The organism is Sporomusa sphaeroides DSM 2875 (genome assembly GCF_001941975.2).
GTDB lineage: Bacteria > Bacillota > Negativicutes > Sporomusales > Sporomusaceae > Sporomusa > Sporomusa sphaeroides.
Map to the genome: position 1 here is coordinate 2,808,835 of NZ_CP146991.1, position 14,057 is coordinate 2,822,891.

General features: G+C 49.7%; 11 protein-coding genes. All 11 read right to left on the reverse strand.

Going from position 1 to position 14,057, the window contains the following annotated elements:
- Positions 1-624: 624 nt before the first annotated feature.
- The 11 genes from rlmD to gatC all read right to left on the reverse strand — a co-directional run bounded on the left by rlmD (position 625) and on the right by gatC (position 14,048).
- Positions 625-2,094, reverse strand: coding sequence for a 23S rRNA (uracil(1939)-C(5))-methyltransferase RlmD (gene rlmD, locus SPSPH_RS13250; RefSeq protein ID WP_075756712.1), 1,470 nt, complete (start codon positions 2,092-2,094; stop codon positions 625-627).
- Positions 2,095-2,149: 55 nt separating this feature from the next.
- Positions 2,150-4,561 carry a Lon protease family protein gene (locus SPSPH_RS13255; protein ID WP_075756711.1) on the reverse strand — a complete coding sequence of 804 codons (2,412 nt, stop codon included), beginning with the start codon at positions 4,559-4,561 and terminating at the stop codon, positions 2,150-2,152.
- A 250-nt stretch (positions 4,562-4,811) separates the two neighbouring features.
- A complete protein-coding gene (locus SPSPH_RS13260; protein ID WP_075756710.1) occupies positions 4,812-5,486 on the reverse strand; it encodes a CPBP family intramembrane glutamic endopeptidase in 675 nt (224 codons plus the stop codon).
- A 233-nt stretch (positions 5,487-5,719) separates the two neighbouring features.
- On the reverse strand, positions 5,720-7,120 hold the full coding sequence (gene trsS / locus SPSPH_RS13265; RefSeq protein WP_075756913.1) for a radical SAM (seleno)protein TrsS: 1,401 nt from the start codon (positions 7,118-7,120) through the stop codon (positions 5,720-5,722).
- Positions 7,121-7,152: 32 nt separating this feature from the next.
- Positions 7,153-7,458, reverse strand: a complete 306-nt coding sequence (locus tag SPSPH_RS13270; protein WP_075756709.1) for a hypothetical protein — start codon at positions 7,456-7,458, stop codon at positions 7,153-7,155.
- Positions 7,459-7,466: 8 nt separating this feature from the next.
- A complete protein-coding gene (locus SPSPH_RS13275; RefSeq protein ID WP_075756912.1) occupies positions 7,467-7,928 on the reverse strand; it encodes a DVU_1555 family C-GCAxxG-C-C protein in 462 nt (153 codons plus the stop codon).
- A 14-nt stretch (positions 7,929-7,942) separates the two neighbouring features.
- Entirely contained in the window at positions 7,943-8,158 is a 216-nt protein-coding gene (locus tag SPSPH_RS13280) for a DVU_1557 family redox protein (protein ID WP_233139099.1), read from the reverse strand.
- A 9-nt stretch (positions 8,159-8,167) separates the two neighbouring features.
- A complete protein-coding gene (locus SPSPH_RS13285; protein ID WP_075756708.1) occupies positions 8,168-10,492 on the reverse strand; it encodes a pyridine nucleotide-disulfide oxidoreductase/dicluster-binding protein in 2,325 nt (774 codons plus the stop codon).
- Positions 10,493-10,838: 346 nt separating this feature from the next.
- Complete coding sequence (gene gatB, locus SPSPH_RS13290) at positions 10,839-12,275, reverse strand: Asp-tRNA(Asn)/Glu-tRNA(Gln) amidotransferase subunit GatB (protein ID WP_075756707.1); 1,437 nt, start codon at positions 12,273-12,275, stop codon at positions 10,839-10,841.
- Positions 12,276-12,279: 4 nt separating this feature from the next.
- Positions 12,280-13,740: an Asp-tRNA(Asn)/Glu-tRNA(Gln) amidotransferase subunit GatA gene (gene gatA / locus SPSPH_RS13295; RefSeq protein WP_075756910.1), complete on the reverse strand. Its 1,461-nt coding sequence runs from the start codon at positions 13,738-13,740 to the stop codon at positions 12,280-12,282.
- Between the two features lie 17 nt (positions 13,741-13,757).
- On the reverse strand, positions 13,758-14,048 hold the full coding sequence (gene gatC, locus SPSPH_RS13300; protein ID WP_075756706.1) for an Asp-tRNA(Asn)/Glu-tRNA(Gln) amidotransferase subunit GatC: 291 nt from the start codon (positions 14,046-14,048) through the stop codon (positions 13,758-13,760).
- Between the last annotated feature and the right edge of the window lie 9 nt (positions 14,049-14,057).

Below are 14,057 nucleotides of genomic sequence, written 5' to 3' on the forward strand. Positions count from 1 at the left end.
ACAATGGTACATTTACTTGCTGCATTTCAAGTTATGTGGCAGAGTTTCTAGTTGTTTTTTATCGTTAGCCCTCCTTTATCAAACATGCTCTGTAAAATACTTATCCTTTTCTATAAAGTATCGGCTTCTGTCAAAAAAAAAGATATTCCCCATCAGGGAATATCTTAGAATTTTTTTACATGTGCAATTCTCTGAAATTTGATTGGAAGATATTATATGTTATGGGTGGTATCCAGCAAGGGTAACTTCGAGATTTCGAAATTAATTTCTACGGAGGAGCGGATATTAAAAAGAGAGAAAACCTGACTTTATTTAATGTGGATTGCAAACAATTTTGCGAAACTATCTTGACGGTACCAAACGACAGGGTTCCCGCGAATCTCTTGAATAAATAGCCTCATTTAGTTTCTCTTTTTCCGCACGTACAGTCATGCACCTACCGTTTTATATCATAATAAAATTCATCTGAACACTTTCGATTTCTACCGTTATGATAGGCAAAAAGTATTTGCGGTTTTATTACGAAGACCCAATCATCAAACATATCAAATTTTCTACTGGAAGTTGTGATATGTGCTTTGGTAATCGTACCGTAGGTTTTCCCCAACGCCTATATTTGCATTTTTATGATGTTTTCTTCCTTTGTCTGCGAGAATATATTCCATAATTCCCCACAGCCCTTGAACCCAGTCCCCGCCTGGCTTCATCAAGGCTGGGTTTTCTTTTCAGCCAAACGCAACACTCCACGTGACTCGTCTGTGCAAACATATCCACCGGCTGAATCTCCTGCGTTATATACCCCAAGCCGTCCAGAACAGCCAAGTCACGCGCTAAGGAAGCCGGGTTGCATGATACATACACAATACGCTGAGGCTCCATCTTTACAAAAGTCTCCAGCACTTTTTGCTCGCAGCCGGCGCGAGGGGGATCGACCACGATGACATCAGGCCGTATGCCTTGTTTAAACAGGTCTGGCATAATATCGACGGCATCGCCAACAAGGAATTCTACATTGTCCACCTTGTTATTAACAGCATTTTGCCGGGCGTCGATGATGGCAGGCTTGACAATCTCGATGCCATACACTTTGGCTGCCTGCCGGGCCAGGAATAAGGTTATGGTACCTGTGCCGCAATAGGCGTCAATGACGGTTTCGCTGCCTGTCAGCTGGGCGTATTTAACGGCTTGGCTGTATAAGACTTCAGCCTGAGCGGTATTTACCTGGAAAAACGACCTGGCCGATATGGCAAAAGTAAATTCACCCAGCTTATCGGTTATGGTATCCTGCCCCCATAGGGTAATTGTCTTATCCCCCATGATGATATTGGTTCGCCGGGGGTTAACATTTTGAACAATGCTGACAAGTCCGGGAATTTTGCTTTTGAGGCGTTCAATCAATGCACCGCGCTGCGGCAGACGCTCGGTTGCCGTTATTAATACCACCATAACCTCGCCGGTGGCTGTGCCAACCCGCCCCAGGACATGCCGAAGTACGCCTTGTCCGGTCTGTTCCTCATAGGCGGCAATACCGAGTTCATCAACAACACCCCTGACTGCACGGACAATATCGTTATTAGTCTGATGCTGGATTAGACAATTATCGGTATCGACAATATCATGACTTCCCTGTGAGTAACAGCCAATGACCACTTTGCCGTTCTTGCGGCCCACCGGAAACTGCATTTTATTGCGATAATACCAGGGATTTTCCGCGCCGATAGTAGGGTGGACGATAACGTCAGGCAATTTACCGATACGGGTTACGGCATCAACGACCTGACTGCGCTTGACCTTTAGCTGTTCCTGATAGCTCAGATGCTGTAATTGACAGCCGCCGCACTCCCGGTATATCCCGCAGTCAGGGGTTGTCCGGTGCGGTGACGTGATTTGTACGGCATCAAGGCGGCCAACAGCATATGTTTTTTTGACGGTGGTAATAACTGCCGTTATTTTCTCTCCCGGCAGGGCATTGGGTACAAATACAGTAAAGTCCTGATACCGCCCTACGCCTTCGCCGCTATGCCCCAGACCGGTAATATCAATGGTGTAGGTTTTGCCAGTCTCTACCGGCGGCTTATGAATCTGTTTCGGCACATGTTTCACCTTTTCTTTACATTAAATAGAGGGCGGAATTATCCGCCCTCTTTGCTCAATCGTTCTTATCCTCAGAAGACTTACTCAGCTTGATTAGCGTATCGGTATATTCTTTCAGTTTTTGACTGACAAGGGCATTCACCGTACCGGCCGGATAGCTGCCGTCGGCACCAGGCTCACCGGCTGGTGTGCCTGTCAGAATTTCAATCCCCTGATCGATGGTCTTAACCGGATAGATATGGAACTTTCCTCGACGCACGGCTTCGATAACTTCATCACTTAGCGCCAAATTGCTGACATTTTGATGAGGAATCATTACCCCTTGCTTGCCAGTCAGCCCTTTTAGCTTACAAACTGCGAAAAAGCCTTCGATTTTTTCGGTTGCGCCACCGATCGGCTGAACCTCGCCCTTTTGGTTAACTGACCCGGTAATGGCAATATATTGCTTAATCGGCAAACCGGATAAGCTTGATAAAATCGCATACAGTTCGGTGCTGGAGGCGCTGTCGCCGTCAACACCGTCATACAATTGCTCAAAGGTCAGACTGGCAGTCAGGGTCAGCGGGTGCTTCTGGGCATATTTCTGGCCAAGATAACCGCTTAGAATCAGCACGCCTTTGGTATGGCTGGTGCCGCTGGTCTTGGTTTCGCGTTCGATATTGACTACACCGCTTTTGCCAAGATAGGTATTGGCAGTAATACGGGAAGGTTTGCCAAACATGTATTCGCCGACAGACAGTACCGCCAGGCCGTTTACCTGACCGACCTTTTCCCCTTCGGTGTCAATCAGGAGCTGGCCTTCGGCAAACATCTCCTGCAGGCGTTCTTCGTATTTGTTGGCACGATAGCGTTTTTCTTCAATGGCTTTCTTGATATGCCCGGTGGTAACTACCTGGCTGTTATCCAGAGTAGCCCAGACATCGGCTTCGCACAGTAGTTCGACAACCTCGTTGAACCGGGTGGTAAGTTTGGTTTGGGTGCCGGTCAGGCGTGAACTGTATTCAACTACCCGGGCCACCGCTGCTTTATCAAAATGCTTGAGTTTTTCCCGGCTTACCGTTGAACTGATAAAACCGGCAAGCTTTTGAATATTGACCGGATTATTCTCCATCACTACGTCAAAATCGGCGTGGGCTTTAAACAATTTCCGGAAGTCTTCGTCATAGTTGTATAGCAGCTGATAAATGTAGGGATTGCCAATCAGTATGACTTTTACATTGATGGGAATGGGTTCCGGTTTGAGCGAAGCCATGGCCAGCACCCCATACTGCTCTCCCAAATTCTCGATTTGCAGCTTCTTGGTTTTGAGCACCCGTTTCAGTGCTTCCCAGGCGCCAATATTGGTCAATACATCGCGGGCGTTTAAAATCAGATAACCGCCATTGGCCCTATGCAGGGCTCCCGGTTTAATCATCGTAAAATCAGTGCTGACAACACCCATGCGGGTTTCGTATTCAGCCCGGCCCACCAGATTATAGTATGTCGGATTAATCTCAACAATCACCGGCGCACCCTGGGTTTCACGATTATCTACCAGCAGGTTAACATTATATTTATCTTTGGCATCCTGGGCCGGCCGCTTAAATAACATGAGCGGATTATTTTCTTCCTCGGCCTGGGGTTTAAATTCATTGATATTTTTGGACACATCCTGTTTAATGGCTTCCAAAAAGTCGACAACAGGCTGATAATCCCGGTACTTTTCTTTGAATTCCTCAATAAGGTGACCGGCGGCAAACAGGCCAATTTTGATATCAAGCTGCTTCAGCTGTTCGCGAACACTCCGCTCCAAAAGCTGCACCCGCCGGACAACATCCATTCCTTTTTCGTGTACGGCCAGCATGTTTTTTTCAATAATATCCCGTTGCTGCTTGTCGAGTTTCTGGTAGTCTTCCGGACCTACCGCTTTGCCATCCACCATCGGCAGCCCGACAAACCCGGTCGAACTCCATTGCGGCGAAATGCCCTGGGTTTCGGCATACTGGGTGAATTCCTCCACCATGACTGACCGCTGTTCCTGGTATTGTTTGACCAATTCGGACTTGGCCTGTTCATAATCTTCACTGCTAAACACTTTAGGAATGTCGGTTTTCAGGTTTTCCACCAGTTCCTGCATATCCTGTTTAAAACTATAGCCCATCCCGGCAGGTAATGCCAGGGCAATAGGCTGTCCGGGAGTTTCTAAATTATTTACATAACACCAATCATTGGGGACTTCCTGATTACCGGCAACCTTTTTAACAGCCGTTTCCGCATAAGTAATTTTGCCAGTACCAACTAAGCCTGAAATAAAGATATTATAGCCGGGGTTTTTGGTAAACAAACCAAATTCGACAGCTTTTACCGCCCGTTCCTGACCGATCATTACTTCAAGCGGCGGCACCGTTTCGGTTGTGTCAAAGTCAAAAACATTTTCATCACAGGTAAAGCGGAGCTTTTCGGCCGTTAATCCTTGGCTTATGGTCATGAAAAAAGTCCTCCCTTGGGTGACTAGTTTTTTACAAGCTGGGCCATACAGTTTGTCGGGCTGCCAGCGCTGCGGTGAGCTGTTACGCACTTACAGCACTGGGAATGATTGTCGCATTCGGTTTTGGGGCACGGACAGTTCACCTCAGGCTTAAGACAGCTCACTGCTTGTTGGTCACTCATTTGTTATCACTCCATCTATGCAAATTTTTCCACACAGATGAATTCTATTGTCCAAGGAAAAATTCCTGCTACAAAAGCGGCACACCCAGATACATCATGACAATTTTGCTGGTGTTAATAAAAGAATGCGCCGTGATGGAGGTGATTAATGACCCGGTCCAAAAATACAGCAGTGCAAAGCCGATGCCGACAATGATCATTTCTGCCAGCCAGTAGGCATTAAAATGAAAAAGAGCAAATATGCCGGCACTGATTAACGCGCCCCCCCAGAGCCCCCATTTATCTTTGCACGGCAAAAAAGTAAACATCCGGTACAGCACTTCTTCGGTAACCGGTGCGGCCACCCCGGCCAGAAACAGCGGGATTAGAAGCTGCTCCCAGGATATGGCGGCCTGCACTTCCAGCACTATCGGATGCTGGGTGGGCGATACTAATAAGACTGTGGTATACAACCGCTCGCTATAGAGACTGATAAATAACAGCACCAGCCCGCCTGCCAGCCCTTTCACTACATTGCGCGGCCAATTGGCCAGCGACAAGCCTAAGGCTGCCAAATCACCCCGGGTATTGCGGATTGCCCACAGCACGAGTACCAGTACAAGGGTCCGGTCTGTCAGTTCAATAACCAACGGACTGGCTTCAAAAAACAACGGATACACCAAGCGCACAACAACGATTCCGGCAGCCAGCCGCAAAACATGGACAGCCAAGACGGCTTTCAAATTCCAGGTAGCTTTTAACATGGCATAACCTCTTTTTTTGGCGTATCAATACCATTATGCGCGCTGATACCGGCTTTAATTCAAGAAAACTTTTCCGATAAAGAAAACACGGCTTACGCCGAGCCCAGCGAAGGCGAAAGCCGATGTTGCCCTTATCCAGGCGAAAGTTATACTTTCTATCAGGAAAAAAAATGCCGCCACCTTGACAGTAGTCAATCGGCAGCAGCTTTCCCCCCTGACAGCAATCGGTAATATTAATCATTCTCTGTTCCCTTACCGCGGTATAAAGTCTGGCCGGCGCGGGAAGTCAAATTATAGGCGCAAAATGGTATAACCCGGCGGTCGGGGCTTACGATACCAATATGACACTCCCGTAACCGGTCTAAATCCAAATTCCAGGCATCCTGAAACGCCATGCCGGAAATACTGAGCGTATACGTGTTTACCCGTTCCAAAAAATCATCCAGGCTGCTTACATTGATTACCGGTTTGCTTTTTGTGACCGCGGTAAGGCGCTCAACTGACTTTGACGGCGCCTGCGGAGCCCGCCACTGTCTATTCATGAAATCCCGGGCATATACCGCCCCTGCACTGCGGGGTTCTTTGACGCAATAATAATCGGAACGATCAAGGGTCCACGGTAGTAAACTGCCATCCGGCATTAAAATAAAGTTGCCGTGAAAGGAGCAATGCGCGTTTTCACCAGCCGGCGGCAAAAAATTAGCCGCCTTTACTTTACCGCCGGTCTGAGCTTCCAGAGCCCGGATGACCTCCGGGATGGTAAAACGGTCTTCATTCCGCGGCGCCTTAGGATAACGCCCCAGATACCCTATGGGCTGGAAGTGCACTGCCCGAACGTGAGGCACTTTTTGTAACGCATAATGTATCAATTCACCAATATTACCGGTATTAATCCCCGGTACCAGAGTGGAAACAAGCACCACCCCAATTTCATTGTCAGCGCAATGGCTGATTGCAGCTTCCTTCAGTTCCAGCAAGGCCGCCCCCCGGATATGTTCATATATCGTATCATTAGTACCGTCAAACTGTAGAAATACGCAATTGAGTCCGGCTGCTTTCAGCTTTTTAACATATTCCGGCTCTGTGCCCAGCCGTACCCCGTTGGTGTTAAGCTGAATAAAAGGAAAGCCCAGTTTATGCCCCAGGGCGACAATGTCCGGCAAATCATCGCGCACCGTCGGCTCGCCGCCCGATAATTGAATATTACAGGGTCCGCTGCTGGCAAACAAGGTGCGGTACCAGCCTTCGATGACTGATATATCAGGATCTTCGCCGGCAGTTTCCGCGTCACTGCCGGCGAAGCAAACCGGACAACCCAGATTGCAGCGGGATGTTGCCTCCAGGAGTACCCCGCAAGGCGGTTGCTGATGGTCTGAACACACACCGCAGTCAAACGGACAGCCCCGGTTCATTCCTGTCGCGCAAACCGGCGGCGGGGCAGCTTTTTGGGGATAAGCCCAGCTTTCATAAGCCGGTTCCCCCCGCCAGACTACCGTGCTGAACCGTCCATGGTCCGGACATTCCTTAATAAGATAAACATCATTACCGCGTTTTACATTTTGGGCCGGAATTCGTTTAAGACATTCGGGGCACACACTTTCCGTATGCTTTAAAAGCTTTTCATCTGGTGCCACAAAATACACCCTTTCCCGCAAGCTATCATCAACTATGAGTTTCTTGCATTTATGATTAGCCGCAAAAGTTGTTCAAAGGCTTCTTTACTTAGCACTGCATCGGTTTCCGGATACACCGCCTTTAAAACGATATCGCCAATTACTCCTTTAACCTGAGTGCCGTCAGCCAAAGTCGCGTTAAAATACGGCCGGGGAAAATCACGCCGGCATTTGAAGGTGGCACTTATTTTTTCCAGCCGGGTTAAAAATTCATCATCTACTTTAAAACCCAGTCGGTATTGGAAACTGGCGCTGTTGACAAAACAGTTTTCAACTTTTTTGCACTCAAAAGAACTCATCCAGCTGTTCAAGCCTCCAGTTTGCCAGATAATAAGTCATAACCATTGGCGATAAGAATTTCTTTCACCTTTTGATTGGTTTTCAGAAGAATCTGCGGACATCGCTGGATACGGTTCTGGAGATTCTCTTCCAAAATAATACTGCAGTCCGTACCGCCGTATTGGGAACCGACCTCCTGCTCAAACCACTTCACCAGCTCTTCAATCATGGCATTAAGCCGGCTGTCCTCCACTTCCTCGGCCGAACCCTTTCCCGCGTACAAAGCCAACAAACAGGCTCCGCTGGTTAACGCCCCGCAGATTTTTCCGCAATACCCCAGGCCGCCGACCAATCCGGCCATAGCCCGGATTAATTCCGGAATTTCCTTACCCTGCTCGTCAAGTCTCATCTGCAATAAAATCTGACTACAGGAAAATTCCTGATGAGCCAGTTCTAATAAGTGAAAATAGTCTTCCGTATGTATATTCATCCGGCTGTCTCCCCTCATTTATCCTCCAGGGCCTTCTCAACCTGTAACATTTTACCGCGCGCCAAGCCCGGCGGGATATAAGTCAACCCGCATTCCGGACATTTAAAAAGTTCAACCGGAAAGGTATGGCCCAAATACCCGAGAGTAACATACCCCACAGTAAGCGGAATATCACATTTTGCACAAATGACATCTTCACCATTGCCTAGCATCACGTCTTCTTTGCTCATAAAAACCCCTCACTTGTCAAGTATTTCCATACGGTGACTGTACGCATCATGAATGACAAAACCGGTTTCACCAACTGAATATTCTGCCCAGTACGTCACATACGCCGGCTTATAGCAAGCAAGAAAATGACCGTTAGTACTGTTTCGGAACTTATTGCCGGTGCGTTCCGCATATTCGATTACCTGCTGCAAATCGGCAGTCAATATCAGACTGTCTTCCATAAGCGCTCTTACCTCGTCGGCAATAACCAAGTTTACCAGCGCCGGTTTATCCTGTACGGCTTCACCCCAGATCTCCCGCAGCACAGTGGTTTTTAACCGGGCGCGCTCCTCGTGCCGCTGTGAATACCCAACCGGCGGGCGGGCAGTCATTTTCCCGTTTTTATCACCAAAAATCAAATCCAGCAAATGATAGGTCGTTTTCCCCCGGTTGGTAAAATTATCACGGCACATGGCACAATAAGTCACATAGTCTTTGTCACTTTCGTCAATCCGCCGGTCCACAACCATACGGGCCAACTCTCGATTGGCAATTTGCATTAACCCCCCGAAGCCACAGCACTCGGTAAATTCCCGGCTGGTTTTTAATTCTTCCACACGATGTCCCAGTTGCCGTAAAATATTTCGGACACTGTCGTGAATTTCCCGCTCATGCCGGGTGGTGCAGGAGTCGTGCACTGCCAGAGTATACGACCCGGCCGACGGTACCTCCGGCAGGCCAATTTGGTCCATAAAGGTCCACAAAAACTCAACCGGAATATCCGGCAGATTATTTTTAAAGATCATAAAACAAGTCGGACAGCCTAGTATTACTTTGGGGGTTCCCATACGCTCCCACTCGGACTTTATCGACTGGATTGCAGCAATAAATTTTTCCTTTTCACCGGCCCAGTCTGCCGGAGCTCCACAGCAGCCAAGCATAAGTCCGACGCCGTCTTTGATTTTTTCCCGCAGATAATTATAAGTCTGTATAACCTGCCCGGGTGCGGAGCCGCTTAATTGACACCCGGGATAAAACATAACCTGACTTTGAGAAAACCCGGGCTCATGTCTGGTCAGGGCAGCTAGATCACTGTTACTGTATTTTAACTCCTGCAAGGCAAAACCGAACGCCGAGGGCGGCATTTTCCCGGTGCTGACCATGGTCTCCCGCGCCTCGCGGCAGAGATCCGCCATGCTGAAATTATCCTGGCACACTTCCTCACACAGCCGGCACATACTGCAGGAATTGATCATCTGATTAGATTTACGGACCACACTGGTCATATTCTTATAAATCTGCCGCGCATAGCTGAGGGGATAAGCCCGGTAATGCTTCAGATACTCACATAGCTTTACACATTCCATACACTGGCAATCAAGACAGCGTTCGGCTTCTGCCGTTGCTTCTTCCCTGGTATAGCCCAGGCCGGAATCAGCCATGACCACCACCGGCCGCGGTTCGACGCCTTCCGTGCTGGTAAAAAGCCTGGTCGGCTGCGGACCTTCATGAGAACGGCTGAAGGTAAGCGCTACCCCCTGCAAGGCCCGGTCAATGGAAATCGCTGCCGACTGACCGGCGGCAACCGAATGGATCAAAGACAGCTTGCCCTGCTCCTGACGATAACTGCCGCCGGCAAATACTTTCGGATTGCTGGTGCCAAAGGTTACCGGATCAATACATATACAGCCATCACTATCCATTTCCAGTCCCAGGGCGAAATCGGCCGCCTTGATCTGCCCCAGACCGAGATATACGGCATCGAATTCCGCTAACAGATCGTTAAACAATACCCCGGCACCGGCATGATTACCTACGGTAACCCCAAGCTTGGCCTGCACGCCCAGCTTAGCCAGTATCGCAAAATCATCGGCCATCATTTGCCTGGGCAGCTTAGCCTCCGGAAATTCCAGCAGACGGCCGCCAAATTCGGTCCCGGTATCAAATACTGTCAGCTTATAGCCTTTCTTCGCCAAGTTCAAAGCAACCGTCAGACCGCTGATGCCGGCCCCCACCACCGCTACTTTTTTATTTTTGTTCGGAATCAGGTTATTTTTAAGCAGCGGCTGGGTATTGAAGTTCCGGCAAGCCTGCTCCAACGCATTAATTGCCAGCCCGTCTCCCGCTTCCACCCGTTTGCAAGCCTCCTGACAGGGCTGATCGCAAACCCGGCTTATGATGCCCGGAAACGGCGCCATTTTGGCAAATAAGTCGTAGCCCGCCGAAAAATCCCCCTTGCGAATGGCCGCCATCATTCCCCGTACATCAACATGAAGCGGACAGGCAGCGGTGCAACGAGGCAGGTTTTCCTGCGTACAGTTGGCTTCCATGGCATGTAATTGCTGTAAATCCATTTTCCCCTCCCGTTTCGTTAGAATTGTGAATAGTAAAAATCAGTAATTCTATATAAGCAGAACACTCTCTATATGACTAACACTACTAGTAGACCTTGCAAATACTATGCCAAAGACAAGCCTCCCTGTTTCCCCTGCTGCTTTACACCCTAACTGGCAGCATTCTGCACTATTGAGAAAACCGCTTCAAAATATCCAACAGTCACAGAATTCACTCAGCAGATACAGGTGTGTATCAAACTGCCTCATTCCCGGTACACTTTGGTACAATAGTAACCGAAGCTATGAAAACAGGGAGCTGTCGCACCAATTGGTGCGACAGCTCCCTGTCAGGCTTATCTTAACCTCAAGTCAGACGTTCTTTTAACAGCTTGTTAACAAGTTCAGGATTGGCACGGCCTTTGCTTTGTTTCATAACCTGACCGACTAAGAAGCCGATGGCTTTTTCCTTGCCGGCGTTAAAATCAGCGACCGATTGCGGGTTAGCGGCAATAACACCGTCAACAATGGCAACAATGGCGCCTTCATCACTGATTTGCACCAGTCCTTGCTCTTTGACGATAGTCTCAGCGTCTTTACCGCTTTCCCACATGCTTTCAAACACGGTTTTGGCAATTTTGCCGGATATTGTGCCTTTGTCAATTAAGGCAATGAGCCCTGCAAGCTTTGCCGCGGTAACCGGGCAAGCTTCCACAGGTATATTGGCGGCATTAAGATGCTTGGATACATCGCCCATCAGCCAGTTGGCCGCTGCTTTGGCCTCGGCTCCGGCCTTGACGGCAGCATCAAAATAATCAGCCATGGCGCGGCTGGCGGTAATGGTTTCGGCATCATAGGCCGACAGGCCGTGATCGGCCATCATCCTGGCTTTGCGCGCATCAGGAAGCTCCGGCAATTGAGCGCGGATGCTTTCTACTTTAGCCGGATCAACCATAATCGGAACCAGTTCCGGTTCGGGGAAATAGCGGTAGTCATGGGCCTGTTCTTTGCTGCGCATAGACCGGGTCACACCTTTGGCTTCATCCCAGGAACGGGTTTCCTGGATAATCCGTCCGCCATCTTCCAGCACGTCGGTCTGGCGCTCCACTTCATACTCCAGGCCGCGCTGCACCGACCGGAAGGAGTTGAGGTTCTTGAGTTCGGCTTTGGTGCCAAACGGCTGGGTACCTGCCGGGCGGAGCGAAATGTTGGCATCACAACGCAGGCTGCCTTCTTCCATTTTGCAGTCGGAAACATCGATATATTGAAGAATGCTTCTCATTTTTTCCAGATAGGCTTTGGCCTCTTCCGGCGAGCGGAGATCCGGCTCGGATACAATCTCAATCAGCGGCACGCCGGTACGGTTGTAATCCACCAAAGCATACTCGCTATTACTGATTGTGCCTGAATGCACCAGTTTGCCGGCATCTTCTTCCATATGGACACGGGTAATGCCGATACGTTTGGTTTCGCCATTGACTTCGATATCCAGGTAGCCATTAACGGCAATCGGCAGATCATACTGGGAGGTCTGGTAGTTCTTCGGCAGATCAGGGTAATAGTAGTTTTTGCGGTCAAATTTGCTAAACGGCAGTATTTGGCAGTTAAGAGCCAAGCCGGCCCGCACGGCAAATTCCACAACTTTTTCATTAATGACAGGCAATACACCAGGCAAGCCGAGGCAGACCGGACACACGTTGGTATTTTGATCGGCACCGAATTTGGTGCTGCAGCCGCAGAATATTTTCGATTCGGTTTTAAGCTCACAATGGACCTCAAGTCCAATGACTGTTTCGTATTTCATGGCATTAACCCTCCCCCAGCGGCGCAAAACGCGTATGATAATCGTTGGCCTGTTCGAAGGCGTAAGCAGCTTGAATAATGGTGGCCTCGGCCAACGGTTTGCCGATGATCTGCATGCCGACAGGCAAGCCCTGAGCAAAACCGCAGGGTATTGAGATCCCGGGCAAACCGGCAAGGTTGACGGGAATGGTGCAAATATCCTGCAGATACATGGCCAGCGGGTCACTGAGTTCGCCGATTTTGAAGGCGGTAGTCGGTGCTGTCGGGGCAATAAGTACATCGACTTCGGCAAAAGCTTTATCAAAATCCTGCTTCACTAAGGTGCGCACCTGCAATGCTTTAAGATAATAAGCATCATAATAGCCTGAACTTAAGGCATAGGTTCCCAGCATGACCCGGCGCTTGACTTCGGGGCCAAAGCCTTCACTCCGGCTTTTTTTGTACATATCGATAATATCACTGCCAGAAGCGCGATGACCAAAGCCGACACCGTCATAGCGGGCCAGATTGGAGCTGGCTTCCGCCGGAGCAATGAGATAATAGGCAGGCAGGGCATACTCGGTATGCGGCAGGGAAACCTCCCTGACTTCCGCCCCCATGGCGACAAGCTGGTCAACAGCCTTTTGAATAGCGGCCGCCACTTCCGGCTGGATACCGGCAGCGAAATACTCTTTCGGCAGGCCAATTTTGAGACCTTTGACATCCTGTACCAGCGCCTTGGTATAGTCCGGCGCCGCGGCATTGATGGAGGTGGAATCCTTGGCGTCATGCCCGGCAATGGCATTAAGCACCAGGGCACAATCGGTAACGTCTTTGGCAAAAGGGCCGATTTGATCCAAGGACGAGGCATAGGCTACCAACCCATAGCGGGATACACGGCCATAGGTTGGCTTAAGGCCGACATTGCCGCAATACGCTGCCGGCTGGCGGATAGAACCGCCGGTATCTGAGCCAAGCGCCCAGATGGCTTGTCCGGCCGTTACTGCCGCCGCAGAACCGCCGCTGGAACCGCCGGGAACCCGGTCTGTGTCCCAGGGATTACGGGTAATGAAAAAGCCCGAGTTTTCCGTTGAACCGCCCATGGCAAATTCGTCGCAGTTGGTTTTACCCACAAGCACAGCATCCTGTGCTGCCAGCTTGTCTACAACGGTGGCATCATAGGGCGGCACAAAATTGGCCAGAATCCTGGAGGCGCAGGTAGTCTTAACGCCTTTGGTGCAAATATTGTCTTTCAGCGCGCCGGGAATACCGGCCAGTGGCGCAATTTGCTCGCCCCGTGCAATCTTGTTGTCAACGGCGGCGGCCTGAGCCAGCGCTTGTTCCCTGGTTTCTGTTATGTAAGAGCGCAGCTTGGGCTCGACAGCATCGGTGCGGGCGAATACGGCATTGGTCAGTTCGACTGCCGATATCTGTTTGCTTTGCAGCATGTCATGCAGAGCATGCGCAGTATGTTTAAATAATTCCACTTCTTGACCTCCCATCCTTACCCTTCCATGATCTTAGGTACTTTGAAATAGCCGTCTTCCGCCTCAGGCGCATTAGCCAGAGCCAGTTCCCGCGGCAGCGAAGGCTTGACTTCATCAGGCCGCATGACATTTTTGAGCGGCAGCACATGGGCTGTGGGTTCCACGCCTTTGGTATCAAGCTTATTGAGGATATCGGCATACTCTAAGATTGCATTAAGCTGAACGGCATATGCCTCCAGTTCCTCCGGCGTCATTTCCAGACGGGATAACAGGGCTACGGTTTCAACATCTTGACGGTTTATTTTCATAAGTATCAC

Coding starts and splice junctions, on each gene's coding strand:
- SPSPH_RS13255 (WP_075756711.1), bottom strand. CDS start 4,561: ATGACCATAAGCCAAGGATTAACGGCCGAAAAGCTCCGCTTTACCTGT.
- SPSPH_RS13260 (WP_075756710.1), bottom strand. CDS start 5,486: ATGTTAAAAGCTACCTGGAATTTGAAAGCCGTCTTGGCTGTCCATGTT.
- SPSPH_RS13270 (WP_075756709.1), bottom strand. CDS start 7,458: ATGAGTTCTTTTGAGTGCAAAAAAGTTGAAAACTGTTTTGTCAACAGC.
- SPSPH_RS13275 (WP_075756912.1), bottom strand. CDS start 7,928: ATGAATATACATACGGAAGACTATTTTCACTTATTAGAACTGGCTCAT.
- SPSPH_RS13280 (WP_233139099.1), bottom strand. CDS start 8,158: ATGAGCAAAGAAGACGTGATGCTAGGCAATGGTGAAGATGTCATTTGT.
- SPSPH_RS13285 (WP_075756708.1), bottom strand. CDS start 10,492: ATGGATTTACAGCAATTACATGCCATGGAAGCCAACTGTACGCAGGAA.
- gatB (WP_075756707.1), bottom strand. CDS start 12,275: ATGAAATACGAAACAGTCATTGGACTTGAGGTCCATTGTGAGCTTAAA.
- gatC (WP_075756706.1), bottom strand. CDS start 14,048: ATGAAAATAAACCGTCAAGATGTTGAAACCGTAGCCCTGTTATCCCGT.